Raw genomic sequence first — 25,151 nt, 5'->3', positions numbered from 1 at the left:
TCAACAGAGTTGCTCGTTCAGTCACGTCTGCTCCGCGCTCAATTCTTGACCGCGAAGACCCACAGCGAGCCGCCCGGCGGGACCGTGGCCAGCCGCTCGTCGCCGGAGAACAGCGAATACACGCCGCCGTAGCCGGAGGTGATGGCGACGTATTGCACGCCGTCCTGCTGCCAGGTCACCGGCTGGCCCTCGATGCCCGAGCCGGTCTGGAACTGCCAGAGCTTCTTGCCGGTGTCGGCGTCGAAGGCTTCGAACTCGCCGGTCAACGCACCGGTGAACACGACGCCGCCCGCAGTCGACAGCACGCCGGAGAAGCGCGGAATGTCGGAGGGCGCTTCCCACTTCGCCTTGCCGGTCATCGGATCGATCGCCTTGAGGTGACCGCGCGGGCCGTCACCCCACTCCCAGAGATCGGTCAGGTCCATGCCGAGATACCATTCGCCCTGCTTGAAGGTGACGGGTTCGGTCTTGTAGCGGCCGCCGAATGCGAGCGTGTTCGCATAGGCCAGGTTGGTCTGCGGATTGAACGCCATCGGCTGCCAGTTCTTGCCGCCGAGGATCGACGGATAGACCACGACCTTCTTGCCGTCGCGTGCATCCTTGCTGATGTCGGTCTCGATCGGCCGGCCGGTCTTCATGTCGATGCCGGTGGCCCAGTTGACCTTCACATAGGGATTGGCCGCGAGCAGCTTTCCATTGGTGCGGTCGAGCACGTAGAAGAAGCCGTTGCGGTTGGCATCCATCAGCACCTTGGTCGGCTTGCCCTCGACGTTCATGTCGGCAAGCACCATCTCGGCCACCGAGTCATAGTCGAACGGATTGTTCGGCGAGAACTGGTAGTGCCACTTGATCTTGCCGGTCTTCGGATCGAGCGCCAGCACCGAGCAGGTGTAGAGGTTGTCGCCCGGGCGCACCGCGGAATTGAACGGTCCGGGATTGCCGATGCCCCAATACACCGTGTTCAGCTCCGGATCGTAGGAGCCGGTGATCCAGGTCGAGCCGCCACCCAGCTTCCAGGTGTCGCCCTTCCAGGTGTCGCCGCCGGGCTCGTCCGGGGTCGGGATCGAGTGGGTGCGCCACAGCTTCTTGCCGGTTGCAGCATCCCAGCCGTCGATGAAGCCGCGGGTGCCGAACTCGGCGCCCGAGATGCCGGTGATGACGACGCCGTCGGCGACCAGCGGGGCCACCGTCATCGAATAGCCTTCCTTGATGTCCGCGGCCTTCTGGCGCCAGAGCTCCTTGCCGGTCTTGGCATCGAGCGCGATCACATTGGCGTCGAGCGTGGTGCGGAACACCTTGCCGTCATACAGCGCGGCGCCGCGGTTGATGATGCCGCAGCACACGATTCGCGCCGTCTCGGCGGGATACTCGACCTTGGTCTTCCAGATCTGCTTGCCGGTCTTGGCGTCGATCGCGATCGTGGCGCTGTGCGTGGTGACGTAGATGACGCCCTGGTAGACCAGCGGTTGCGATTCCTCGCTGCGGTCGTCGTTCAGGCTGTAATTCCAGACCGGGACCAGATTCTTGATCGTGTCCTTGTTGATCTGATTCAGCGTCGAGAAGCGCTGAAGATTGTAACCCATGCCATAATTGAGAACATTCGATGTATCAGTCGCACCCTTGACCAACTGTTCGTTGGTCTGGGCGCTTGCACCGTAGGATGCAAGAATTACGAGGCTTGCGGCCAGCGCAATGCGTTTCATCAGCTCCTCCCAATGGACCTTCTTCTGCACGCCTATTTCCTGACGTTGCAGATGCAACTTTCGGCCCGAAACCAAAACGCGTCAATACGAAAGTAGCACGCACGAAGGCTTATGCTGCGGATGCTGGATTTTTCATCACGCGCGTACGTGTAGCCGTTGGCATGCCAACGCCGATGAACAGCCGTTCGTCGCGAGGTTGCGTTTACACGCTACGCCACAATTGCTGTTGGTGTTGTGCAGCGAGCGCGTGCGACTTGAACCAATCGGCTAACTCGACGGCGCGCGTCGACAGGCGCTCGGACGCGGCTTTGCACCGCGCTTGTCCGATGGCACGTTGCAATTGTCGATGCGCTGCTCGTCGTTCCATTTGTGGCCGAGCCGCTCCTTGCCGGTGAGCGTGTCTTGCCGGGCCGCATTGGCTGATGGAGTAGGGGCTTTGCTCTGGGCCGATGCCGGCGGGAGCAGAGACAGCGCAAGCAGGCTGCCCAGAGCGAACTTGGTGATGCCGCGCATGATTGGCCTCGCTTGTTCATGGTGCAATGCAGTCGAACGGTCGCCAGAGATGACCGCCGCCATCGATCGCTTTCCACCCGAATTCCGACAGGGCAGCAAAGCTGCACAATCCGTGCTGGGTCGCGCGGAAACTGTTATGGTTGCCGGAATGGCATGTGAGGAGAGACCAATGATGATTTCGCGCCGATCGCTCGCCTTGATCTCGACCTTGGCCCTGGCCGTGGCAGCGCTGTCAGGTCCCGCCCTCGCGGCCTCCGGCGGCAAGAGTGTGCTCAAGATGCTCGACCCCGACAATGACGGTACGGTCGACCTTGCCGAGGCAAAGAAGGCGGCCGCCGATCTGTTCGCGAAGCTGGATCCCGATCACGATGGCACGCTCGACGCGCGCGAATTGCGCGGGCGCCTGACGGCGAAGGAATTGGCTGCGGCGGACCCCGACCACGACGGCACCCTGACGCTCGACGAATACCTTGCGGTGGTCGAGCAGCGCTTCAAGGCTGCCGATCCCGACAACGACGGAACACTGGATGCGAAAGAGCTGAATTCGCGCGCCGGCCGGGCCTTGCTGCGCCTGCTCAAATAGGCGCTCGGCGGCAAATGCCGGTGGGCCGGCAGCCGGGGCTCGGGCCCCGATCCGGCACATCAGAAAAAAAGTTGCGATTGCACTCCTGGGCAAGACTCAACCGGCATGATCAGGTCTGCTGGTTGGCACGTTGCCCCGTGGAAGCGGGAAAATCCCTGACAGAACAATGTCCGATTTTCCCAGCGGGCCCAAATCTCCGCAGCCATCGCCAATCCCGTCCGCCGCCGGCATGTCCAGCAGCGAAGTCGGCCGGAATCCGGCCTGCTTGCGCCGCGTCTGGGGCGGTCCTAGCTTGCGGGCGGTGCAAGCCTCGCGCCAGCCTTTACTTGGGAGAGCACGGAAATGACCTGGAAAACCCCGAAGATCGTCGAAGTACCGGTGGGCATGGAAATCAACATGTACGCCTGCGCAGCGCGCAAGTGATTGACGGCGTTCTGCCCGGCTCGCGCAGCTTGCTGCGTCGAGCCGCGGCGGGCGTCGATCGGCGCGGTGGCAACGATCCTCGCGCTGCAGCTGCTGTTCAGAAAATTCACCGCACCGTCGCGTGCGAACGCCAGCGTTCGCGAAGCGCACCCGATTTGCCGACCGGCACCGGCTTGCCGTAGGGTGCCGCTCAATGGGTGCAGGAATCAAAAGCATTGGGTTGAAGACGCTGTGCGCGGTCACCATGGCCGCCGCGGCGCTGCCGCTTGCCGCGCGTGGCGAGGGCTTTGATACCGAGCACATCTTCGGCTTCATGATCGGCACCGACGTCGGCACCGTCGGCGAGCGCGAATTCCAGAGCCAGACCACCGGGCGGTTTGCGAGGAGCGGCGGCAGCTATCGGGCCGTCGGCCAGGAGCTCGAGGCTGAGTTCGTGCCGATGCGGGATTTCCGCGTCGAGCTCGGCACGACGTTCATGGCGCATGACATCAACCGCGTTCCCGGCTTTGACGATCGGCGCCAATTGTCATGGCAGGGCGTCTCGGTCGATCTTCGCTACCGCTTGCTCGATCGCGAGGCAGCGCCGTTCGGCATGACGCTGGCGCTGGAGACGCACGCCGACCGCGTCGACGAGACCAGCGCAGCCGTGGTCCGCAGCCACGGCACCGAGCTCACGCTGGCGTTCGACCGCGAGGTGATTCCCGATTTCGTTCTGGCCGCCGTCAACCTGAGCTATGAGCCGGAATGGACGCGGCTGCCGCGCACCGGCGCAGCGGAGCAGGAGGCGACGCTCGGCATGGCGTTCGGGCTCATGGCGAAAGTGCGGCCCGACATCCTGATCGGCGGCGAAGCGCGTTACTTCCGCAAGTATGAGGGGATCGGCCTCGACGAGCTCGCCGGGCAGGCGCTGTTCATCGGCCCGACCGCCTATTTCCAGCTCTCCGAGAAATCGCGCCTGACCGCGACCTGGGGCGTCCAGGCCTGGGGGCAGCGCGCCGGCGGCAGCGGCAACCTCGACCTGGTCAATTTCGAGCGCCACCAGGCGAGGCTGGTGTTCGGCGTCAATTTCTAGAGCGTCGTTCCGAAAGATCACGCTCAAACAAGAGCCTGCAGCGCGATGATCGCATCTCGCTTGAGGCTTGGTTCCGGTGGCCCTCACGGGGCTGTGAAACCGCGTCTTGCCTGATACGTATTTCGCCGTGTTATCTATTTTGAGGGCACGCTTAAGGATTGCGCATGATCGATCTTGTACTCACCGTTTGTGCGGTGCTGTCGCCCGCCACCTGCGAAGAACAGCACCTGTTGTTTAATTGGAGCGGCTCGCCGCAACAATGTGCGATGGCGGCACCGCCCTACATCGCGCAATGGATCGGCGAGCACCCGAAATGGACCGCGGTGAAGTGGCGCTGCGAATATCCGCACCCCAACGATCGCGCTAGCACCGGCGGCGAGGCGCCTGCGGGGTAAGGACTACTTGTTGCAGTCCTTCAGGTCCTTGTCGGATACCGAGAACACCGCATCGGCCTTGATCTCGATGTCGCGCACGAAGCACTGCCTCGCGCCGCTGTAGCCGACCTTGGCGTCGTAGCGGCCGGGCTCGACGCCGGTGATGCGCAGCCGCTCGTCGTGATCGACCTCCTTGTCCTTGTCGTTGAGCGTCTGGTTGGGGCCCCATTGGTTCTTGCCGGCCGGTGACAGCTCGAAGCTCGAAATTGTCGCGCTGGTCAGATTCCACAGACGAATGCCCTTGCCCTTGCTCTGCGCCAGCGCTGCGCCCGGCAGCGCGAGCAATGCGACAGCAACGACGATCCACGCCCGCGACATTGAAACACCTCCGATACTTTTCTTAAAGGATGACCGCGTCTCACATATTTGCAAGGTCCAACTGCGCCAGCCGCGCCTTGATGTCGGCAATGTCCTGCTCGCTGCGCTTCGCCCGCAGCGCGGCGATGGTCTCGACGTGAATGATGCGGGCCGGCCGCGCCGACAGGAAGAACAGGCGGTCGCCGAGCCGGACCGCGTCGTCGAGATCGTGGGTGACGAAGAGCGTCATCATCCGGCGGCTCGCCACTAAGGTCGCGATCTGCTCGCGCAGCCGCCCGGCGAGGGCATTGTCGAGCGAGGCCAGCGGCTCGTCGAGGATCAGAAAATTCGGCTCGACGGCGAAGGCGCGGGCGAGCGCGACGCGGCGGGCGAGGCCGAGCGACAGTTCGCCGGGAAAGTGATGGCGGTGCGCGGAAAGCTCCAGCACGTCGAACAGCGCGGCGAGCCTCGCTTCATCGACGTCAGGCGCGGCGAGGCGCACATTCTCCTCGACCGTCCGCCAGGGCAACAGCCGCGGCTCCTGGAACACCATGCCGAGCCGCACGCCGGGGCGCACGACGCGGCCCTGATAATTGTGGTCGAGCCCGGCGAGGATTTTCAGCAGCGTGCTCTTGCCGCAGCCGGACGGCCCGAACACCACGCCGACCTCGCCGGCGTTCAGCGTGAAGCTGATGGCGGCGAGCACGTCGTGGCGCTTGCCGGCCGCGTTCTCAAAGCTCTTGCCGGTGATATTGACCTCAAGCTGCACGGAGCCGCCACCGCGATAGCCTGGTTTCAAACGGCTGCACCAGCAGGGTTTCGATCACGAGCACGACGGCCGCAAAGCTCAAGGAATAGGCGAGCAGCAGCGGGATGTCGAACAGCTGGAAGGCGACGCCGATCTCGAAGCCGACGCCGTTGGGCCGGCCCAGCAGTTCGGCGACCAGCACGATCTTCCAGACCAGCGACAGCCCGGACCGCGCCGCCGCCGCGATATAGGGCGCAAGCTGCGGCAGGATCACATGGCGGAAGGTGCGCGCCGGCGGAAACGCAAAGGCCGTCGCCATCTCGTCCAGCGCAGGGTCGAGCGCCCGCGCGCCCTCGCGCAGGGTGACGACGGCGGTCGGCAGCTTGTTGATGGCGATCGCCGCAATCGCCGCGACCTCGGTCAGCCCGGCCCAGATGTAGGCGAGCACGATGACGACCAGCGCCGGCAGGTTAAGCAGCAGGATCAGCCAGGGATCGCCGAGCCGGTTGGCGAGCGGCATGCGGCCCATCAGATAGCCGATCGCCGAGCCCAGCGCCATCGCCAGCGTGAAGGCGAGCGCGACGCGGGCCAGCGTCGCGCCGAGATTGACGAACAGCGCGCCGGATTTGGCCTCGGTGAGCATCGCCGCCAGCACCACCGGCGGCGGCGGCAGCTTGGCGTCGCCGATCACGAGCGAGGCGATCCACCAGGTGGCGATGAACAGCGCGAATGAGACGAGACGCAGCACCTCAGTCTCCGGGGATGGCTTGATAGAAGGTGCCGGGATCGAGCTCGCTCGCGCTGCCGACCAGCTCGCGGCCGCCGACCTGCGCCAGCACCCGGTAGAGCACGCGGGCGTCGGCTTCCTCGTCGGCGATCGGGCGGCGCGGGATGCCCTCGCGATAGCGGTCGCGATAGGCGCGCAGGGTGGCGGCGTCGGGCGCGCCGGTAAGCTGAGCGATCGCCTCCCATTCGGCGTCCGAGGTGGCGAGGATCTGCTTGGCCTCGCGGGTCATCGCGATGAAGCGGGCCACGGCATCTTTGTTGGCATCGGCCCAGGCCTCGTCGAACACGTAACCGATCATCGCGATGCGACCCTTGCTGCCGAGCTTCGCGAGCACGTCCTCCATGCCGGCGAGGCGGCGAAAGCCCTTGGCCTCCAGCGCGGCGCAGAAATTCCAGTAGTTGAGATTGGCGTCCATCTCGCCGCCCTGCGTCTTGGCCGCGAGCAGCGGCGGCGCGCCATAGACGATGGTCGACTGCGATTTCAGGTCGATGCCGTCCTGCTTCAGCGCGGCCTGCAGCAACAGCCAGCTCTTGTCGATCGCGCCGCCGGCGACCGCGAGCTTGCGCCCCTTCAGGTCGGCCAGCGACTTGATCGGCGAGGACGCCGGCACCATCACGGCGCCGAGCGCGCTGGAATAGGGGTAGAACTGCAATTTGGCGCCGAGCGAACGCTCGCGCGACACCCATGGCCAGTCGGAGACCATCACGTCGGCATTGCCGGCGCGCAGCGCGATCTTGCCGGCCTCGGGACTGGCCAGCTCGACGACGTCGATGCTGAGATTGGCCTTCTTGTCGAGACCATGGGCGCGGATGACCGCCAGTTCCCAGGCCAGCGTCCCCGTCTTCTGCGACGCAATGCGGATCGTCTCCGCCTCGCAGGCGGTCGCGATTTGCATCACGGCGACAACGGCCGCCGCCAGCATGGTGCGAACTGAATCCATCATGGTCTCGTGAGCGCTCGTCCCGAAAGTTTGCTTTTCTCAGTCACACCCATAGCATAGCCTGCGAGACAAGAAGAGGAAGCAGGACCATGGCACGAGCTGGCATGCTAGGACCGATTGTCGCCCTTGCGGCGCTCGCTGCGACATGCATGCGCGCGCAGGCGCAGGAGATCAACGACTATCCGACCTCGGCGCGGGCCGAATATGTGTTCGGCTGCATGAAGTCCAACGGCGAGAGCCGGCAGTCGATCGAGCAGTGCTCCTGCTCGATCGACGTCGTCGCCTCGATCATCCCCTATGATCGCTATGTCACGGCGGAAACCGTGCTCAGCATGGCGCAGGTGCGCGGCAATCTCGGCGGCCAGTTCCGCTCGTCCGAGCAGGCTGCCAACGCGCTCAACGACCTCCGCCGCGCGCAGGCCGAAGCCGAGGTGAGATGTTTCTAGCTTCGGCTCACCTCTCCCCAACGGGGAGAGGTCGGATTGCGCTCGGCGATGCGAAGCATCGTCCGGTGCAATCCGGGTGAGGGGGTCTTGCTCGCTCGATAGACCGCAACCCCTCACCCGATTTGCCGCGCAAATCGACCTCTCCCAAAGGGAGAGGTGGCACTTCCGATGTCGCTCCAGACTAGCCTAATCCGATCGCGCTTAGCGATTGTCCCGCCGTGCCGGCGTCAAGTCCCGGGATTGTCGACCTTCCATTCGTGCTGGAAGACGTGCCCGTCGGTGTCTTTGGCTTCGGCGCGGATCTGCTTGGCGCCGTTCGAGACATAGGTGAAGCGGATGTTGGGATCCTCGGAAATCGAGATTCCGCCCTCCATCGCTAGCACCGGGCTGTCGCCCTGCCAGAGCTGCAGCTGGTTGATGAAGAACGCCGGGATGTAGAGCTGCGTCACCTGGTCCATCTGCAGGCCGGAATTGTTGGGATGGCCGATCATGATCTGGGCTTCGCGCGTCGTGGTCGCGGGTCCTTGCTCCGGCTTGGCGAATTGCCGGTAGCGCATCTGGCCGAGCCGGCTGTTGGCTTCCTCGACATTCTTGCCCGCCGGCGCCGAGCAGCCGCCCGACGCCTTCACATAGGTCTTCGCCATATAGAGCTTGCCGTCGCTGAGCTCGGCGACGGCGTGCACATTGGTGTAATTGTTGACGCGGACGCGGGTCGAAATCTCCGTGACGTTGGCGTCCGGCCCGAGCGTAAATTTCGCGGCCATCGGCGCCGGGTTCTCATCGATCACCAGCGTGATCGCGGTGATGCGGCGGCTGTCGCCGGGCGACAGTTTGGTGCGCAAGGTCACCGGGACGATCGCAGCATCCTCCGCGCGCGTCGGCATCTCGATGCCGATCACATCGTTGCCGTCATTCATCGGGCGGTTGTTGAAGATGTCCTGCACCAGCCCCGGCCACGGATCATACGCCTCGGCCGCAAACGCAGCTTGTGTGCCCAGCGCGATCGAGAGCAGGCCGGCGACGCAGAGCGCGCTGGCAATCGTAAGCAGGCGGACGCGAGGGCGGAGCATAGTCGCGAGATCCTTGTGCGCCGCGCCACTATAGGACACGGCTACTCCCATTCAAGCTCGGAGAATGCTGCGGTTGCGTTGCGCGCGTTGTAGTCGTCGAACAGCTGCCAGCGCGGCCGTTCCGACGCGGCGGCCCGTTCGGCCGCCGCGGTAATCGGCTTGCCGCTGGCGACCAGCGCGCGCACATCCGCAGCCAGCGTCTCCAGATAGCGCCGCTCGTCGGCAAGCGCCGCGGGCCATTTGCTCACGGCTCCGTGACCGGGAACCACGCGCTGCGCCGGGATCGCCGCAAGCGCGTCAAGCGCGCGCAGCCAGCCCTTGAGGCTGCCGTCGACCACGGGGATATGGTTAAGAAACACCAGATCGCCGGCGAACAGGGTGCTCGTCCGTTCGTCGAGCACGGTGAGGTCGTTATCGCTGTGGGCGGCGGGCCACGCTCTCAGCTCCAGGGTTCGTCCGCCAAGGTCGAGCTTCAAGGTGTCCTCGACCAGCACGGTCGGGGCGATGATTCGCACCTCGTCGATCAAGGCATCGCCCATCGTCCGGCGAAAGCCGTCGAGATAGAATTGTCCGCGCGCGGTCAGCGCACGCGGCAATCCCTTGTGGCCGACGAAACTGGTGCCGTCCTTGACGAAAGCCGCATTGCCAAAACTGTGGTCCGGATGGGCGTGGGTGTTGATCACATAGCGGATCGGCTTGTCGGTGTGGCTCTTGATCGCCGCCAGCAATTGCCGGCCTTCGCGGACGCTGCCGCCGCTATCGATGACCGCGACGGCGCTGTCGCCGACCACGAAGCCGACATTGGCGATGGCGCCGTCATTGTCGCGCGTCATCAATGCGGTCACCCCGCCATGCACGAAAATTCCGGGAGCGACTTCGCTTACAGGCAATTCGCGCTCTTGCGCCCGCGCTATGGTCGATGCCCCGAGCGTCAGGAGCAGCGCTAACCCCGCAACCCAATGAGCCATGTTTCCGCCTCAGTTTCACCGGCACGCGTAACCGATCGCGCGATGGTCCGGTTTGCGGTGCAGCAAGAAACGCGACAGCGTCGCGCGGGTTATTCCTGTTGCACGTCGGGGTGCGGCGAGCAATCCATGGCTGGCGACGCACGGTCCGATCAAGAGGAGAGCGCGTGATGAGAATGTTCGGATGCCGCCCCGCGTTGCTTGCGCTCGTTCTCTTCATCGCCTGTTTCGCCGGACGCGACGCCGCGCGCGCGCAGGTCAATGATCAGGGCGAGCTGTCGATCGAACTGGTCGATCCAAAAGTGCTGCGCATCTGCGCCGATCCGCGCAACCTGCCGTTCTCCAACGACAAGGGCGAAGGATTTGAGAACAAGATCGGCGAGCTGTTCGCCGAGAAGCTGCAGAAGAAGCTCGACTACATGTTCTTCCCGCAGGCGACCGGCTTCGTGCGGGTGACGCTCGGATCGCATCGCTGCGACGTGATCATGGGTTTTCCGCAGGGCGACGATCTCGCGCAGGCGACCAATCCCTATTACCGCACGGCCTACGCGCTGGTGGTCAAGCCGGGCAGCGGCCTCGAGGATGTCGCGCTGCTGGAGGACGAGCGGCTGAAGGGCAAGCATATCGGCATCGTCGCCGGCACGCCGCCCGCGACCAACATGGCGATCGCCGGACTGATGGGGAACGCGAAGCCGTATCCACTGATGATCGACACGCGCTACGATTCCTCGGCGGAGGCGATGATCAACGACCTGAACAAGGGCGAGATCGATGCCGGCGTGCTGTGGGGCCCGATGGCCGGCTTCTATGCCAAGAAATCCAATCCGCCGCTGCATGTCACGCCGCTGGTCAAGGAGACCACCGGGCCGAAGCTCGTCTACCGGATCGCGATGGGCGTGCGTAACGCCGACCAGGCCTGGAAGCGGCAGCTCAATCGCCTGATCCAGGAGAACCAGCCAGCGATCAACAAGATCCTGCTCGACTTCGGCGTTCCCTTGCTCGACGAGAGCGATCGGCCGATCGGCCCGGAGAACACAAACAAGTCGCCATGATCAGGCTGCTCGCGGCCGCGATCGCGTCGACGCTGCTGACGGCGGCGCCGGTCCGCGCGCAGGACAAGCCCGAAGAGCCCGCGGATTATCGCACCGAGGACTATCGGTCGCCGGTGCCGGTGACGCTCGCCGGTGCGCGCGTGCTCTCGACCGCGGAGGCTGAAAAGATCTGGCGCGACAAGTCCGGCGCGTTCATCGACGTGCTGCCGCGCGCGCCCAAGCCGAACCTGCCCGAGGGCACGGTGTGGCGCGAGCGGCCCCATCGCAACATTCCCGGCAGCATCTGGCTGCCCGACACCGGCTACGGTCGGCTCGCGGCATCGACCGAGGACTATCTGAAGCACGGGCTCGCCCGCGCTACCGGCGGCGACGTCGCGACGCTGCTCGTGATCTACTGCCAGGAGAATTGCTGGATGTCGTGGAACGCGGCCAAGCGCGTGCTGTCCTACGGCTACCGCAACGTCGCGTGGTATCCGGATGGAACGGACGGCTGGGAGCGCGCCAATCTGCCGCTGGCGATTGCGGAGCCGGAGCCGCGCGAGGGCGGGGAGCGGTGATCCCCGCACCGCGCGATCCGTGAGAGGTTTACGGCTTCTGCTTGTCGAGCTTGTCGATGGTCTTGCTGCCGCCACTTTCGGTGGCGGTGAAGGTCACCTTGTCGCCGGCGTGGAAAGCCTCGAGCGACTGGCTTTTCGGAACCTTGTATTCCTGACCCGCACCGCCAGCCGCGCCGACCGTGCCGGCCTGGACCGGCGCGATGGTGATGGTTCCGCTCAATCGGTCAATTTTGGTGACCATTCCCGAGGATTGCTCGGCCAAAGCCGCTGATGTGACCAGGCTCGCTGCCGCAAGGCTGGTCAGGACGATCTTGGCTGCTCGCATCGAGGCCTCCCAATTCGCAGGTAAGTCGAAGGCAACGGGCGAGCGGCGCCATTGGTTCCGCGGCGGTTCGCCGCTGGTGAGGAAGTGAGAAGGTCCGAGCCACAATAAAGCCGTCGTCCCTGCGAAAGCACTAGGGGCATGCACACGTCTCACTCATCAGTCAATCTTGCTTAAGGCTACACGGGAGGTGGGAGGGCTCTCTCCCCCCTTGCGGGGGAGAGTTGGAGAGAGGGGTAAGCCACAAACACCGCCCGCGCGGCTTACCCCTCTCCCTAACCTCGAGAGCGAGCTCCGCTCGCCTCGGACCCCGCAAGGGGGGAGGGAACCCATCCGGTGGTGCCTTCCTGGCCTGTAAGCCCTCGCACCAGATGTGTGCATGTCCTAGTGCTTCCGCAGGGACAACGGCGGCGGTGACGGTGCGCTTCTTGCTGCCCCTTACACGCCGTGGTGGCCGCAGCCGTCAGTCCAGCTCCTGCTGGATGGTGCGGCCGAGCGCGAACAGGCGCTGGTCGATCGCGGTCGGCACTTCGCAGACGAATTTGACCACGCGCCTGCGGTCCTCGAAGATTCGCGTCTCCCACACCAACTGATTGCCGAGCTCGTCGATCTTGGCCTGATCCGGCGGCGAGGCGTCCTGCACTGCCTGCAGCGCCAGCGTATCGGCGCGGATCTTTTCGGCGGCCTCGCGCTGCTTGCGCATCACGCGCTCGAGCCCGTTCATCACCGAGGCGCGCTGCGCATTGAGCGCATCGAACAGGCCGGCAAACAGCAGCTTTCCCGCATTGGTCTTGTCGGCGGCGGACGCGGTGAGGAATTCGCTGATCTCCTTCTGCGCCTGCTCCAGCGGAACGCGGCGCGCCGCGAGCTTGGCCACCAGCGCGCTGATCTTCGGATCGTCCTTCCACTTGGTCGCGGCATCGTCGAGCGGCGGCCCGGCCCAGACCGCGGCCAGCGAAATCTCCGGCACCTTGGCCTGCGTGCACGGCCAGTCCGGATAGCGCGGGTCGGCGCCGAGCGCGGCGTGGTTTGACAGCCCAACAGTGAGCAGGCCGCCGATCCCGATGCACCAAGGCTTGATCAAGGACTTGATCATGCGTCGCCTCCGCCGGGCCCGCGGCGCACCAGGCCGCGTGATGGATCGTAAGCCAGGATCGCGCCGATCATGAACACCACCGTGCAGCCGCCGACCACCGCGAGCGAAACCCAGTTCATCTTGCCATACAGCGCAAACCGTATCAGCTCCACCGCGTGTGTGAAGGGATTCCACTGGCAGATATAATACAGCAGCGGGCTGCCTTCCTGGACGCGCCACAGCGGATAGAGCGCCGACGATGCGAAGAACATCGGGAAGATGACAAAGTTCATCACGCCCGCAAAATTCTCCAGCTGCTTGATGCCGGACGAGATCAGCATGCCCAGCGCGCCCAGCATCAGGCCGGACAGCACCAGCGCCGGAAGCACCGTGAGGTAGCCGATCGGCGGCGGTGCGATATCCCAGAACCAGGCGATCGCGAGGAAGGCATAGACCTGCAGCAGCGACACCGCGGTGCCGGCCAAGAGCTTGCAGAACAGCAGATAGCCGCGCGGCAGCGGGCTCACCAGCAGGGTGCGCATGTTGCCCATCTCGCGGTCATAGACCATCGACAGCGAGGACTGCATGCCGTTGAAGAGCTGGATCATCGCCATCAAGCCGGGCGCGATATAGACCTCGTAGAGGATGTAGGTCTCGTAGGGCGGGATGATCGAGATGCCGAGCACCTGGCGGAAGCCGGCGGCGAAGATGAACAGCCAGACCAGCGGCCGCACCAGCGCCGAGACGAAGCGCTCGCGCTGATGCAGGAAGCGCAGCGCCTCGCGCCACACGATGCCGTTCAGGCAAATGATGTATTCCGACAGCGCGAAGCCGCTTCGCGCTGGTGTGACGGTGGTGCTGCTCATGACGGCGGCTTTCCTGCGAGCGTGGCCGCCCCGGTGAGGCGCATGAACGCGGTGTTGACGTCCTGCGCGCCGGCCTCCGCGATGACGCGCGACACCGGGCCGTGGGCCAGCATCTTGCCCTGATGCAGCACGACGAGGTCGTCGCTCGGCATGATTTCGTCGAACAGGTGGGTCGCCCAGAGCACGCCGATGCCCTGTTCGGCGACGAGCTGGCGGACATGATCGAGGATGTCGGCGCGCGCCTTGACGTCGAGCCCGACGGTGGCCTCGTCGAGCAGCAACAGCCGCGGCCGGTGCAGCAGCGCGCGGGCGATCTCGAGCCGCCGCATCTGGCCGCCCGAGAGGTCGCGCACCTTGCTGCCGGCGCGGTCGGCAAGACTGATGCGCTCCAGCACCTCGGCGCTGCGCAGCCGCGCCTCACGCCGCGAGATGCCGTGCAGCGCAGCGTGATACAAAAGATTCTGCGTCAGCGACAGGTCGAGATCGAGCGTGCGCGGCTGGAACACGACGCCCAATAGCCGCAGCGCTTCGCCCGGCGTCCGGCTGATGTCATGGCCGAAAATGCTGATCCGGCCGGCCTGGATGCCGAACAGGCGGGTCACCAGCGAGAACAGCGTGCTCTTGCCGGCGCCGTTGAGGCCGAGCAGTGCCGTAAAGCTTGCCGGCGCGACGGTGAAGTTGACGTCGATCAACGCGCGGCGCGGACCGTAAGCGTGGCTGACATGGCCGATCGACAGCGCGGGCTGCACGGCAGCGTCAGGCCCGGACGCGGTTTCCGGCGCAGTCTGGTTCGCGATGTGCCTGTCGGTTGCGGTCATGGCTGTGCGATCGTGATGCCCCAGGGCAGTTCGCCGACCTGGATGGTCTTGATCACCTTCTGGGCGGCGACGTCGATCACCGAGACGTCGTTTGAGACGCCGTTGGTGACCAGCAAATATTTTTCATCCGGCGTGAAGTCCATGTGCCAGACCCGCTGGCCGACCAGCAGATACTTTGTCACCTTGTGGCTGATAGCATCGACCACCGCGACGCGGTTGGCGGGGCCGAGCGCGATGAACGCGGTCTTGCCGTCCTTGGTCATGCCGATGCCGACCGGCTGGATCGCCTCCTTGCGCAAGCCCGGAATGTCGAAGCTGATCTTGCCGGTAACCTCGTGCTTGACCGGATCGATGATCGACACCGTGCCGCCGATCTCCGAGGACACCCACAGTTCCGAGCTGTCATGCTTGAACTGGGCAAAGCGCGGCCGCGCGTCGACCAGCACGTTGGCCACAATCTGGCGCGTCGCGGTGTCGATGAAATGCGCCATGTTGGTGGTTTCGGAGGTGTTGATCAGGATCTTGCCGTCCGGGCTGATCGTCATGCCCTCGGGCTCGACCCCGACCTGGATGTCGCCGATCCGGGCGCGCTTCTCGAGATCGATCACGGTGACCGTGTTGTCGTTCTCGTTGGCGACATACATGGTCTTGCCGGCGGCATCCTGAGTGAACAATTCAGGGTCGGGGCCGGAGGGCAGGGTGTCGACGATCTCGTTGGTCTTGGTGTCGATCACCTGGATGGTGTCGTCGTCGCCGACCGCGACCATCACGAACTTGCCGTCGCGCGAGAACTCGATGCCGCGCGGCCGCTGCCCGACCTTGATGGTTTTTGTGACCGTCCAGCTGGTGGTGTCGATCACCGAGACGGTGTTGCCCTTCTCGTTGGACACGTAGGCAACGAACGCTGACGCCGGTGCGATGGCGGCAAGCCATGCGAACATCCCGGTGATCAGGCTTTGGCGCCACATGCGTTTCGTCTCCCTCACTGCAGCTTGCATTTCGTCTCGGGCCGGTCAACACCGAGCGTGTCGAGCTCGGAGACCTGGTGCAGGAAACCTTCCTGCGGCGACACCGAGACGACCATGCGGCCGTCGGCCAGCAGGATCGGCTGGCGCAGCTGCCAATTCCAGTCCCGCAAGGTCAGCCGGGTGCCCTTGAAGGCGGCGATCGAGAAATCCGGTCCCTTGAGGAAGGCGATGACTTTCGCCGGATCGCCCGAATTGGTGCGGGACGTTGCCTCGCCGATCATCCGTGCGGCTGTCCAGGCCTGCATGTCGAGCGCGGTCATGCGGCGCTGGTTGAGCTTGACGAAGCGGTTCTGGATCTGGACCGCGCCCCATTGATCATGCGCGGCGTCCCAGCTGGTCGGCACCAGGCCGGCCGAGCCCGCGACCGGCCGCGGATCCCAGGTGCGGTAGGGCAGATAGTCCGCGAACACCTCGCTCTCGTCGGCGGCGATGAGCACGTCATATGCCGGCATCTGCTGGGTGAACACCGGCATCTGGCGCTGGATCAGCGTGACGCCGGAGTCGGTGCGCCGTGCGCCGCCGGTATCCTCAAAGGTCTTTTCCTGGACGATCTTGGCGCCGAACCGCGTGGCGGCGCGGCGCAGCGCATCGGCGTAGAGCTTGTCCTTCTCGTGCGAGCCGGAGATCAGCAGCCAGCGCTTCCATTGCTTCCATACCAGATACTGCGCCAGCGCATCCGCGAGCATGCTGCGGGTCGGCGCGACGTGGATGACGTTGGCGCGGCAGTCCTGCTCGCGCAGCCGGTCGTCGATCGCACCGGCATTGAGCAGCACGGTGCCGCGGTCGCGCAGCGCGTCGGAAACCTTGAGCAGCGCATCGGCGGGCAGGTCGGTGATGATGAAGCTGTCGCGCGCCGCGAGGTCGGTCGCGGCCTTGGCGACGTCGTCGCCGTCCTTGAGCCTGACCTCATCGAGCGCAAAGCGCTGGTTAAGGAATTTTCCGGTGGTGTTGTTGTCCTCGATCGCCAGCCGCGCGCCGGCGATGCCGTTGTTTTCGGCAGGCTGCTCGACCAGCGACAGTGACGATTTGACGCCGGCATGGCCGAGATAGCCGATACGGATCTCGACCGGATCGGCTGCCAGCGCCGCTCTCGCGAACAGGCTGAGTGCGATCGCGCCGACCAGCCATCGGAACATACGTCCTCCCGTTACATCTTCTCATTGCTTGAGCATGATCCTCTTGGGATCATGCAGTGACTTGCAAGATGACCGAATTGGCCTAGCTTGCAACCCCGCTTTTTGTCCGTGCGAGGTTACCAATTGATCGGTTCACAATCATGAGATCGTTCATCATTGTCGTGTCCGCGATGTTTGCAATGTTGGCTGCGGCACGTGCCGAGCCGCCCAAGGTCGCGGTGTTCGATCTCGAGATGATCGACACCAGCCTGCAGGGCGAGGTGAACGGGGCGCAGGCCGACGAGCAGGCGCGGCTCGCGCGCACCGGCGATCAGGTGCGCAAGGCGCTGGCGGAGTCAGGCAAGTTCCGCGTGCTCGACATTGCGCCTGTCAATGCTGCGGCGCACGGCAGCAATCTTCAGGCCTGCGGCGGCTGCGACGTCAAGCTGGCCGGCGAGATCGGCGCCGATCTTGTGATGACCGGCGTGGTGCAGAAGGTCTCCAACCTGATCCTCAACATCAATCTCTATTTGCGCGACGTGCACACCGGGCAATTGCTTGCGGCCGCCAGCGCCGACATGCGCGGCAATACCGACGAATCCTGGTCGCGCGCCACCAGCTACCTCGTGCGCAACCGCCTGCTCGCGCCGAATTACGGCGCGCCGCAGGCGCAATGATTTGCATACACCAATCTAATTCCGTCATCCCCGCGCAAAGGCTTCGCCTTTGTCGCTGGAGGTGCGAGCTCTTGCGAGCCTCGAAGGATGAATCGGCCAGGCTACATCCGCGCGAAAAGCCGGGCCGTCGACCCTTCGAGGGCCGCTGAAGAAGCGGCCACCTCAGGGTGACGGGACTGAGATGCGCGGATTGCTTTCCCAAGTGAGGCGGCGCGCCATAAGCGATCGCCTAGGGGCGAGCGTACGGCTGGCGAATTTCGGAATATTGGAAGAATACCCCTGACTTGCCCGACGTGTCAATAGCCTGGTCGAACGCCGCCGCCGGCTACTTTGCATGGGGTTGTTTTCGCCATATTGGCATCGCGCAGCCTTGGCGCGAGGAAACGTCACGCCTTCAGCCGCGCGGCGTGCCAGCGCAGGTGGTCGGCCATGAAGGTCGAGATGAAGTAATAGCTGTGGTCGTAGCCCGGCTGGCGCCGCAGGGTGAGGGGGATATTGGCCTTCTCGCAGGCGGCTTTCAGCAGCTCGGGCTTCAGCTGCTCGGTGAGGAACTGGTCGGCATCGCCGACATCGACCAGGAGGCCGGAGAACCGCGCGCCGTCCTCGATCAGCGCGACGGTGTCGTGCTTGCGCCACGCCTGTTTGTTGCCGCCGAGATAGCCGCCCAGCGCCTTGGTGCCCCACGGCACCTGCGAGGGCGCGACGATCGGCGCGAACGCGCTGGCTGCGCGATAGCGGTCGGAATGGCGCAGCGCCACCGTCAGCGCGCCGTGGCCGCCCATCGAGTGGCCGAGGATCGATTGCCTGTTGGTATCGACCGGGAAATTCGCCGCGATCAGCTGTGGCAGTTCCTCGGTGACGTAGCTCCACATCCGGTAATTGGTCGCGAACGGCGCTTCGGTCGCATCGACATAGAAGCCGGCGCCGAGCCCGAAATCGTAGGAATTAGCGGGATCGCCGGGCACGCCTTCACCGCGCGGGCTGGTGTCGGGCGCGACGAAGATCAGGCCGAGCTCGGCGCAGGCCGCGCGGTACTCGCCCTTCTCGGTGACGTTGGCATGGGTGCAGGTCAGGCCCGACAGATAGGTGACGACCGGCAGTTTGGTGCCGGGTGCGTGCTCCGGGACGAACACCGAGAACGTCATGTCGGTCTTGGTCTCGCGGCTCTGATGCCGGTACACACCCTGCGTGCCGCCATGCGATTTGTTCTGGGAAATGGTCTGCATCGTCATGTTCCTGGACTCTTCTTGGATTTGCGGTGCGCGGCTTCAGGCGACGCCACTCTCGATCGCCAATCGCACCAGCTCCGCCGAGGTGCGCACGCCGAGCTTCTGGCGCATGATCGATGACGTGTTGGCGACGGTCTTGTAGGAGGAATGCACCAGCCAGGCGATCTCCGACAGGCTCTTGCCGGACGAGAGCAAGCGCAGGATCTCCATCTCGCGCGAGGTCAGTTTCGACAGCGGGTTCTGCGCAAAGGCCGGCCGCGCGAAGGCGACGTTGCGCGCGATCGCCGGCGGCAGATAGACGCCGCCATTGCCGACCTCGCGCACCGCTTCGACCAGATCGTTGGGATCGCCGGTCTTGGAGACGTAGCCCTTGGCGCCGATGTCGATGGCGCGGGCGGCGAACACCGGGTCGCTGTTCATGCTGAACATGATGATGCGGGCGTCGGCATCGCGCGCCAGGATGCGGCGCGCCAGCTCGAACCCGGACACCGTCGGCAGGTTGATGTCGATCACGCAGATGTCGGGCTTGTCGGCGACGAAGGCGCGCTCGCCGCTCTCGGCGTCGGCGGCCTCGAGTAGCGCGATCTCGGGATCGTCGGCGAACACGGTGCGGCAACCGGAAGCGACGATCGGATGGTCATCAACGATCAGAATGCGCATGGCGTTGTCCCGTCGACCGGCGTCGCTCCCTTCATCGCGTCACGTGCACAAGGTTCCGAACCGGTTGTGCACCTCGTGCGAGATTGCAGTAGGGTCGGATTAGATAGCCGGGCAAATTTGGCTGTCAACGATCCTCTGGGAGGATGGTTCGCGGTCGGGGGCAACGCAATGTGGCGAAATCTATCTCTGCGCGCACGGATCAACCTCTTGCTGGCGCTGATCCTGCTGCTCGGATTGAGCATCAATATCGCGCGGCTCGTGCTCGAGGCCGGGCCGCGCGTCCAGGCCGAGGACCAGAGCGTGATCCGCCTTGCGCGCGAGTTCGTCACCACGATCGTGGCCGATCTCAACGACGCCGCGGACCCGGATGCACGGCTCAACCAAATCGTCCGCGATCTCAGCAAGCTGCGTCATGTCAGCATCACGCGGCAGGACGACGCATCTTCACCTGCGCCGGCGCGTTCCGGGGATGCCGGCGAGCCGCGGGCGCCGGCATGGTTCGTCGCGCTGGTGCATCCCGAGCAGACCTCGGTGCGGGTGCCGATCTCCATTCACGGCAAGCCGCAATCGCTCGTCATCACCTCGCATCCCGACGACGAAATGGCCGAGATCTGGGACGGCATCGTCACTCAGCTCGAGGTCGGCTCGGCGATTACGGTGGCGCTGCTGCTGGTGACCATGCTGGTGGTCGGCCGCGCGCTGGCGCCGCTGCAGGCGCTGTCGCAAGCGATGAGCAGCATCGAGGCGGGGGATTACGACGCGCGGGTCGAGCCCGGCGGCTCGCCGGAATTGGCGGCGATCTGTGCCAAACTGAACCATCTGGCGGCGACCCTGGGTGACGCGGTGGAGGGCAAGCGGCAGCTCGCCGAGCGCGCGGTCTCGTTGCAGGATTCCGAACGCAAGGAAATCGCGCGCGAGCTGCATGACGAGTTCGGGCCCTATCTGTTTGCATTGCGCGCGCATGCTGGCGCCCTGTCCCGGCTGTCGGAGCTCGACAAGGCCGATCCGGCGGCGCTGCGCAAGCATGGCAATGCCATCCTCGAGCAGGTCAACGCACTGCAGCAATTCACCCGCCGGATCCTCGAACGGCTGCGGCCGGTCGGGCTGGCCGAGCTCGGGCTGGGCGAAGCGCTCGGCGCGCTGGTGCGGATGTGGAGCGAAACTCACCCCGAGGTCGAGATCGAGAGCCGCATTTCGGATGCGCTCGGCGAGGTCGGCGAGACCGCCGATCTGACCATCTACCGCATCGTCCAGGAAGCGCTGACCAATGTGTTCCGCCACGCCGGCGCCACCGCGGTCGATATCACGGTCGAACCTGCGGAGCGGCCGATCGGCGTGCATGGCAGCCGCGGCTGCGCTTTGGTGCGGGTGCGCGACAATGGCGGCGGGCTGCGGCCGGATTATCGGCTCGGCCACGGCCTCACCGGGATGCGCGAGCGGCTGCTTGCGCTCGGCGGGACGCTCAACATTTCTTCCGGCGATGACGGCGTCACGGTCGAGGCGCTGGTTCCGAAAGCCGCGCAGGCTTAGGCGGCCGATCGCGCCCAGCGGGTGAAGACGAGCCAGGCCAGTGCGAGCGCACCGGCAATCCAGAGCAGGATGATCGCGATCATGCCGGCGCGGCTGGTCGGGCGTCGCAGCGCGGCGGTTGCGCTGGTGCGGCACTCCGCCATCACGTCAGCGGGAATCAGCCGGATCGCGAGCCAGATGCCTGCCGGCACTAGGATCAGATCGTCGAGATAGCCGAGCACCGGGATGAAATCCGGGATCAGGTCGATCGGCGAGAGCGCATAAGCCGCGATCGCAACCGCGAGCGCCTTGGCGTACCAGGGCACGCGCGGATCGCGCGCGGCGAGGTAGAGCGCGTAGCTGTCCCGCTTGAGATTGCGCGCCCAAGCCTTGATGCTGGAGAGCATGGCAATGCGATGCCGCCCGGGCGCAGGCGCTATTCCAGCACCACGTCCACCGCGATGCCGTGCTGGGCCTTGTGCACAGACGACGGCGCGATGCCGAAATATTTGCGGAACACGCGGCTGAAATGCGAGGAGCTGGAAAAGCCCCAGGAGAACGCGACGTCGGTGATGGTCTTGCCGTTCTGGCTTTCCAGCTCGGCCCGGCAATGCTGCAGCCGGGCCTTCCAGATGTAGTCGCTGACCGTCATGCCGCGATCGCTGAACAGCATGTGCAGGTAGCGCTTCGAGCAGCCGAGCGCCGCCGAGATCCGGTCGATGCAGAGATCGGGGTCGCGCAGGTGCTCGCGAATATAGCCCTGCGCGCGCACATAGGTGGCCTCGGCGCTGCCGCGATCGAACATCGCGCCGGTCTCGCGCAGCGGCAGCAGCAACAGGTCGATCAGCGAATCGGCGACGCCAACCGCATTCACCGGCGACAGTTTCGACGCCTCGCCGAACGCGGCATGCACGAAGTCGTAGGCGATGCGGCCGGTGCCGTTGCGCGCCGACAATTTGCACGGCGCCATCTTGGAGAGCTGGAAGCCGCGCTCCTTCAACAGGTCCTTCGGCACGATCACCACCTCGTGGCGCGTCAGCGACGGGCTGATGATGGTGTGCGGGCAGGACACGTCATAGGCGAAGCAGTCGCCGGGCATGATGTCGAAGTGGCGGCCGTCCTGCTCGAAATGCGAGACGCCGTGGGTCTGGAACACGATCTTGATGTAGGGGTGCTCGGACAGCTTGATGCGCGAGACGGTGTGCGCGATCCGATGCTGGCTCGCCTCGATCTGGCAAAGCTTCAGCCGAGAGACCGTGGTGAAATTGATCCGGCCCTCGAGCGAGGATCCTTCCAGCGGATCGACGTCGAACTGACCGCACAGATCGGTCAGCGCATCTGACCAGCGCTGGATCTGCCGCCGGGGCGTCAATCCGTTCGTGCTGAGTGAATGGACTGTATCGGACATCTTTTCAGCCACCGATTCGATCCCCCAGCGTGACTGTTCGTCGCGCAAAGCCTGGCCCGAGATTGCGCCGTTTCCCGCGGATTTTCGCGAGGTCGAGGGAAGGCGGCGGGATTTCCTCCCGGTCAATGTCGGGCAATCCTCCGTCTAAGTTCTTGCGCCGTCAAGCTCAACCTTGAAGGGCGCGAGGCCCCAAGGCGGCCGCGGCGCACTGGATGCTCTGCAGCATGGCGCAGCCTTCCGGGGGCGCACGCAAGAGATACAGGAAAAATCTTACCGAGTTTCGCTGTCGAGCAAACGGCTCTTCCCTTTTGGGCAAGTCGGCCATGGCCAATGGGGGTAGGGCTAAGGAACCAAAATGGAAGAAGTGGGCCGTTTCGACGGAAACCCTTGAGCTCTTAAACTGGGAGGAATCCACGATGCGCAAGTTGCTCTACGCGACCGGTCTTGGGGCAATGGCGGTGTTCGCCGCCGGGGCTGCCAATGCCAATGACGAACTCCACAAGATGGCGCAGAACCCGAAAGACTGGGTCATGCCCACCGGAGACTACGCCAATACGCGCTTTTCGAAGCTGAATCAGATCAACGCCTCGAACGTCGGAAAGTTGCAGGTCGCCTGGACGTTTTCGACCGGCGTGCTGCGCGGCCACGAAGGCGGCCCGCTGATCGTCGGCAACGTCATGTACGTGCATACCCCGTTCCCCAACAAGGTCTATGCTCTTGACCTTTCGAACGAGAACAAGATCATTTGGAAATACGAGCCGAAGCAGGATCCGAACGTCATTCCGGTGATGTGCTGCGACACGGTGAACCGTGGTGTGGCCTATGGCGACGGCAAGATCTTCCTGCATCAGGCCGACACCACGCTGGTGGCGCTCGACGCCAAGACCGGCAAGGTGGAGTGGCAGACCAAGAACGGCGATCCCAGCAAGGGCTCGACCGGCACCTCGGCGCCGATGGTGGTCAAGGACAAGGTCCTGATCGGCATCTCCGGCGGCGAGTTCGGCGTGCAGTGCCACGTTACCGCCTACGACATCAAGTCGGGCAAGCAGGTGTGGCGCGCCTTCTCCGAAGGTCCGGATGACCAGATCATGGTCGATCCCGCCAAGACCACCGATCTCGGCAAGCCGATCGGCAAGGACTCGAGCATCAAGACCTGGCAGGGCGACCAGTGGAAGATCGGCGGCGGCTGCACGTGGGGCTGGCTGGCCTACGATCCCTCGCTCGACCTGATGTACTACGGCTCGGGCAACCCCTCGACCTGGAATCCGAAGCAGCGTCCGGGCGACAACAAGTGGTCGATGACCATCTTCGCGCGCAATCCGGACACCGGCATGGCCAAGTGGGTCTACCAGATGACCCCGCACGACGAGTGGGACTATGACGGCGTCAACGAGATGATCCTCACCGATCAGCAGATCGGCGGCGCCGATCGCAAGCTCCTGACCCACTTCGACCGCAACGGCCTCGGCTACACGCTCGACCGCAACACTGGTGAGCTGCTGGTCGCCGAAAAGTACGATCCGAAGGTGAACTGGACCTCTGGCGTCGACATGAAGAAGGACTCGCCGACCTACGGACGTCCGAAGGTCCTCGATGCCGCGTCGACCGACAAGGCGGGTGAGGACGTCAACGTCAAGGGCATCTGCCCGGCGGCGCTCGGTTCGAAGGACGAGCAGCCGGCAGCCTACTCGCCGGACACGCAGCTGTTCTACGTGCCGACCAACCACGTCTGCATGGACTATGAGCCGTTCAAGGTGAGCTACACCGCAGGTCAGCCCTATGTCGGCGCGACGCTGTCGATGTATCCGCCTCCCGGCGAGACCCACATGGGCAACTTCATCGCCTGGGACGGCAAGACCGGCAAGATCGTGTGGTCGAACAAGGAGCAGTTCTCGGTCTGGTCGGGTGCGCTCGCGACCGCCGGTGGCGTCGTGTTCTACGGCACGCTGGAAGGCTACCTGAAGGCTGTCGACGCCAAGACGGGTAAGGAGCTCTACAAGTTCAAGACCCCGTCCGGCATCATCGGCAACGTCACGACCTATGAGAACAATGGCAAGCAGTATGTCGCAGTGCTGTCGGGTGTCGGCGGTTGGGCAGGCATCGGCCTCGCGGCCGGTCTGACTGATCCGACGGCAGGTCTCGGCGCGGTCGGCGGTTATGCCGCGCTGAGCAACTACACCGCGCTCGGCGGAACGCTCACCGTGTTCTCGCTGCCGCAGCAATGAGCTGACCACCTCGTTCCGGCGCATGGGGTGACCTCCATGCGCCGGTGCGTCTTCAAACTCTACTACGAGGACAAGGCTCTTGCGTAAGATCTGGTTTGTGAGTGCTGCGATCTTTGTCGTGGCAATGGGAGGAGTTGCTTTCGCGGAGGACGCGGGTGATCCGACCGCCGTCAAGTCCGAAGACGGCAAGTATCTCGACAAGGATGGCAACCCGACGTTCAAGGTCGCGCCCGACGGTACGACGGACTGGTACGCCTACTCCGGTTACCGCCGTTACCATTCGGAGTGCCACGTCTGTCACGGTCCCGACGGGATGGGATCGACCTACGCTCCGGCGCTGACGGAATCGCTGAAGACGATGAGCTACGGGGATTTCCTCGGCGTGGTCGCGAGCGGGCGCAAGAACGTCAACACGGCGCAGGAGAACGTGATGCCGGCGTTCGGCGATAATCCGAACGTTGCCTGCTACATGGACGACCTCTATGTCTACCTGCGCGCCCGCGCCAATGGTGCGGTTGGACGTGTTCGGCCGGCAAAGCATGAAAACAAGTCGGAAGCCTACACCAAGGCGGAAGACGCCTGCATGGGCAACGACAGCAAGAAGTGAGCGTGTCCGGCGCGAACGACAA

At 64.6% G+C, this 25,151-nt stretch carries 29 protein-coding genes; 11 read left to right on the top strand and 18 right to left on the bottom strand.

Annotated features, from left to right (window positions below; translation table 11 throughout):
- Window positions 1-38: 38 nt before the first annotated feature.
- Window positions 39-1,703, bottom strand: coding sequence for a methanol/ethanol family PQQ-dependent dehydrogenase (locus tag XH93_RS29975; RefSeq protein ID WP_139485491.1), 1,665 nt, complete (start codon window positions 1,701-1,703; stop codon window positions 39-41).
- Window positions 1,704-1,970: 267 nt separating this feature from the next.
- Window positions 1,971-2,279 carry a hypothetical protein gene (locus XH93_RS29970; RefSeq protein WP_246799332.1) on the bottom strand — a complete coding sequence of 103 codons (309 nt, stop codon included), beginning with the start codon at window positions 2,277-2,279 and terminating at the stop codon, window positions 1,971-1,973.
- 109 nt (window positions 2,280-2,388) lie between these two features.
- On the opposite strand from XH93_RS29970, the gene XH93_RS29965 reads away from it, so the two are divergent.
- From XH93_RS29965 to XH93_RS29950, 4 genes are all read left to right on the top strand, one after another.
- Window positions 2,389-2,799: an EF-hand domain-containing protein gene (locus XH93_RS29965; protein ID WP_139863556.1), complete on the top strand. Its 411-nt coding sequence runs from the start codon at window positions 2,389-2,391 to the stop codon at window positions 2,797-2,799.
- 342 nt (window positions 2,800-3,141) lie between these two features.
- Window positions 3,142-3,222: a pyrroloquinoline quinone precursor peptide PqqA gene (gene pqqA, locus XH93_RS29960; RefSeq protein WP_035721241.1), complete on the top strand. Its 81-nt coding sequence runs from the start codon at window positions 3,142-3,144 to the stop codon at window positions 3,220-3,222.
- A 193-nt stretch (window positions 3,223-3,415) separates the two neighbouring features.
- The gene (locus XH93_RS29955; RefSeq protein WP_194470232.1) at window positions 3,416-4,294 is read left to right on the top strand and encodes a hypothetical protein; all 879 of its coding nucleotides are present in this window, start codon (window positions 3,416-3,418) and stop codon (window positions 4,292-4,294) included.
- Between the two features lie 158 nt (window positions 4,295-4,452).
- The gene (locus tag XH93_RS29950; protein ID WP_139485442.1) at window positions 4,453-4,689 is read left to right on the top strand and encodes a hypothetical protein; all 237 of its coding nucleotides are present in this window, start codon (window positions 4,453-4,455) and stop codon (window positions 4,687-4,689) included.
- Window positions 4,690-4,692: 3 nt separating this feature from the next.
- On the opposite strand, the gene XH93_RS29945 is transcribed toward XH93_RS29950, so the two are convergent.
- From XH93_RS29945 to XH93_RS29930, 4 genes are read right to left on the bottom strand one after another with little or no spacing between them, the layout of a single operon-like run.
- Window positions 4,693-5,046 carry a hypothetical protein gene (locus XH93_RS29945; RefSeq protein ID WP_139863130.1) on the bottom strand — a complete coding sequence of 118 codons (354 nt, stop codon included), beginning with the start codon at window positions 5,044-5,046 and terminating at the stop codon, window positions 4,693-4,695.
- Window positions 5,047-5,086: 40 nt separating this feature from the next.
- Complete coding sequence (locus XH93_RS29940; protein WP_194470231.1) at window positions 5,087-5,794, bottom strand: ABC transporter ATP-binding protein; 708 nt, start codon at window positions 5,792-5,794, stop codon at window positions 5,087-5,089.
- Window positions 5,784-6,521, bottom strand: a complete 738-nt coding sequence (locus XH93_RS29935) for an ABC transporter permease (RefSeq protein ID WP_194470230.1) — start codon at window positions 6,519-6,521, stop codon at window positions 5,784-5,786. Before XH93_RS29935 ends, XH93_RS29940 begins: the two co-directional genes overlap by 11 nt.
- Before the next feature lies 1 nt (window position 6,522).
- Window positions 6,523-7,482 carry an ABC transporter substrate-binding protein gene (locus tag XH93_RS29930; RefSeq protein ID WP_371815127.1) on the bottom strand — a complete coding sequence of 320 codons (960 nt, stop codon included), beginning with the start codon at window positions 7,480-7,482 and terminating at the stop codon, window positions 6,523-6,525.
- 107 nt (window positions 7,483-7,589) lie between these two features.
- Between XH93_RS29930 and XH93_RS29925 the strand changes: the two genes are divergently transcribed.
- On the top strand, window positions 7,590-7,946 hold the full coding sequence (locus XH93_RS29925) for a hypothetical protein (protein ID WP_139485447.1): 357 nt from the start codon (window positions 7,590-7,592) through the stop codon (window positions 7,944-7,946).
- A gap of 227 nt (window positions 7,947-8,173) precedes the next feature.
- On the opposite strand, the gene XH93_RS29920 is transcribed toward XH93_RS29925, so the two are convergent.
- Together XH93_RS29920 and XH93_RS29915 are read right to left on the bottom strand one after the other, a co-directional pair.
- Window positions 8,174-9,016: a quinoprotein dehydrogenase-associated SoxYZ-like carrier gene (locus XH93_RS29920; protein WP_194470228.1), complete on the bottom strand. Its 843-nt coding sequence runs from the start codon at window positions 9,014-9,016 to the stop codon at window positions 8,174-8,176.
- Between the two features lie 41 nt (window positions 9,017-9,057).
- Window positions 9,058-9,984 (bottom strand): quinoprotein relay system zinc metallohydrolase 2, encoded by a 927-nt coding sequence (locus XH93_RS29915; protein ID WP_194470227.1) that lies wholly within the window; start codon window positions 9,982-9,984, stop codon window positions 9,058-9,060.
- 173 nt (window positions 9,985-10,157) lie between these two features.
- Here XH93_RS29915 and XH93_RS29910 point away from each other — a divergent pair, with 173 nt between their 5' ends.
- Both XH93_RS29910 and XH93_RS29905 read left to right on the top strand, forming a co-directional pair.
- Window positions 10,158-11,033 carry a substrate-binding domain-containing protein gene (locus tag XH93_RS29910; protein ID WP_371815126.1) on the top strand — a complete coding sequence of 292 codons (876 nt, stop codon included), beginning with the start codon at window positions 10,158-10,160 and terminating at the stop codon, window positions 11,031-11,033.
- Window positions 11,030-11,590 (top strand): PQQ-dependent catabolism-associated CXXCW motif protein, encoded by a 561-nt coding sequence (locus XH93_RS29905; protein WP_139863137.1) that lies wholly within the window; start codon window positions 11,030-11,032, stop codon window positions 11,588-11,590. Before XH93_RS29910 ends, XH93_RS29905 begins: the two co-directional genes overlap by 4 nt.
- A 28-nt stretch (window positions 11,591-11,618) precedes the next feature.
- On the opposite strand, the gene XH93_RS29900 is transcribed toward XH93_RS29905, so the two are convergent.
- The 6 genes from XH93_RS29900 to XH93_RS29875 all read right to left on the bottom strand — a co-directional run bounded on the left by XH93_RS29900 (window position 11,619) and on the right by XH93_RS29875 (window position 16,835).
- The gene (locus XH93_RS29900) at window positions 11,619-11,915 is read right to left on the bottom strand and encodes a copper-binding protein (protein WP_194470225.1); all 297 of its coding nucleotides are present in this window, start codon (window positions 11,913-11,915) and stop codon (window positions 11,619-11,621) included.
- Between the two features lie 460 nt (window positions 11,916-12,375).
- On the bottom strand, window positions 12,376-13,008 hold the full coding sequence (locus XH93_RS29895) for a hypothetical protein (protein ID WP_246799331.1): 633 nt from the start codon (window positions 13,006-13,008) through the stop codon (window positions 12,376-12,378).
- Entirely contained in the window at window positions 13,005-13,853 is an 849-nt protein-coding gene (locus tag XH93_RS29890) for an ABC transporter permease (RefSeq protein ID WP_194470224.1), read from the bottom strand. Before XH93_RS29890 ends, XH93_RS29895 begins: the two co-directional genes overlap by 4 nt.
- Window positions 13,850-14,671: an ABC transporter ATP-binding protein gene (locus tag XH93_RS29885; RefSeq protein WP_246799330.1), complete on the bottom strand. Its 822-nt coding sequence runs from the start codon at window positions 14,669-14,671 to the stop codon at window positions 13,850-13,852. Before XH93_RS29885 ends, XH93_RS29890 begins: the two co-directional genes overlap by 4 nt.
- Entirely contained in the window at window positions 14,668-15,639 is a 972-nt protein-coding gene (locus XH93_RS29880; RefSeq protein WP_246799329.1) for a YVTN family beta-propeller repeat protein, read from the bottom strand. Before XH93_RS29880 ends, XH93_RS29885 begins: the two co-directional genes overlap by 4 nt.
- A 14-nt stretch (window positions 15,640-15,653) precedes the next feature.
- Window positions 15,654-16,835: an ABC transporter substrate-binding protein gene (locus XH93_RS29875; protein ID WP_194470223.1), complete on the bottom strand. Its 1,182-nt coding sequence runs from the start codon at window positions 16,833-16,835 to the stop codon at window positions 15,654-15,656.
- 179 nt (window positions 16,836-17,014) lie between these two features.
- On the opposite strand from XH93_RS29875, the gene XH93_RS29870 reads away from it, so the two are divergent.
- Window positions 17,015-17,491 (top strand): DUF3280 domain-containing protein, encoded by a 477-nt coding sequence (locus XH93_RS29870; RefSeq protein WP_194470222.1) that lies wholly within the window; start codon window positions 17,015-17,017, stop codon window positions 17,489-17,491.
- 386 nt (window positions 17,492-17,877) lie between these two features.
- Here XH93_RS29870 and fghA read toward each other — a convergent pair whose 3' ends face one another.
- Together fghA and XH93_RS29860 are read right to left on the bottom strand one after the other, a co-directional pair.
- Window positions 17,878-18,723: an S-formylglutathione hydrolase gene (gene fghA, locus XH93_RS29865; RefSeq protein WP_194470221.1), complete on the bottom strand. Its 846-nt coding sequence runs from the start codon at window positions 18,721-18,723 to the stop codon at window positions 17,878-17,880.
- Between the two features lie 36 nt (window positions 18,724-18,759).
- The gene (locus XH93_RS29860) at window positions 18,760-19,380 is read right to left on the bottom strand and encodes a response regulator transcription factor (RefSeq protein WP_139863143.1); all 621 of its coding nucleotides are present in this window, start codon (window positions 19,378-19,380) and stop codon (window positions 18,760-18,762) included.
- A 168-nt stretch (window positions 19,381-19,548) separates the two neighbouring features.
- On the opposite strand from XH93_RS29860, the gene XH93_RS29855 reads away from it, so the two are divergent.
- The gene (locus XH93_RS29855; RefSeq protein ID WP_194470220.1) at window positions 19,549-20,910 is read left to right on the top strand and encodes a histidine kinase; all 1,362 of its coding nucleotides are present in this window, start codon (window positions 19,549-19,551) and stop codon (window positions 20,908-20,910) included.
- Here the strand turns inward: XH93_RS29855 and XH93_RS29850 are convergent.
- Both XH93_RS29850 and XH93_RS29845 read right to left on the bottom strand, forming a co-directional pair.
- On the bottom strand, window positions 20,907-21,302 hold the full coding sequence (locus XH93_RS29850) for a YkvA family protein (protein WP_194475371.1): 396 nt from the start codon (window positions 21,300-21,302) through the stop codon (window positions 20,907-20,909). The genes XH93_RS29855 and XH93_RS29850 overlap by 4 nt on opposite strands.
- Window positions 21,303-21,325: 23 nt before the next feature.
- Window positions 21,326-22,297, bottom strand: a complete 972-nt coding sequence (locus XH93_RS29845) for a helix-turn-helix domain-containing protein (RefSeq protein WP_139485460.1) — start codon at window positions 22,295-22,297, stop codon at window positions 21,326-21,328.
- A gap of 416 nt (window positions 22,298-22,713) precedes the next feature.
- Between XH93_RS29845 and xoxF5 the strand changes: the two genes are divergently transcribed.
- Both xoxF5 and XH93_RS29835 read left to right on the top strand, forming a co-directional pair.
- Window positions 22,714-24,522: a lanthanide-dependent methanol dehydrogenase XoxF5 gene (gene xoxF5, locus XH93_RS29840; RefSeq protein ID WP_139485461.1), complete on the top strand. Its 1,809-nt coding sequence runs from the start codon at window positions 22,714-22,716 to the stop codon at window positions 24,520-24,522.
- Window positions 24,523-24,646: 124 nt separating this feature from the next.
- The gene (locus tag XH93_RS29835; protein WP_172628302.1) at window positions 24,647-25,129 is read left to right on the top strand and encodes a c-type cytochrome, methanol metabolism-related; all 483 of its coding nucleotides are present in this window, start codon (window positions 24,647-24,649) and stop codon (window positions 25,127-25,129) included.
- Window positions 25,130-25,151: the final 22 nt, after the last annotated feature.

This window comes from Bradyrhizobium sp. CCBAU 51753, from assembly GCF_015291565.1.
GTDB lineage: Bacteria > Pseudomonadota > Alphaproteobacteria > Rhizobiales > Xanthobacteraceae > Bradyrhizobium > Bradyrhizobium ivorense.
Note: the sequence above shows the minus strand (reverse complement) of the source record. Positions and strands in the feature narration are given on the sequence as shown.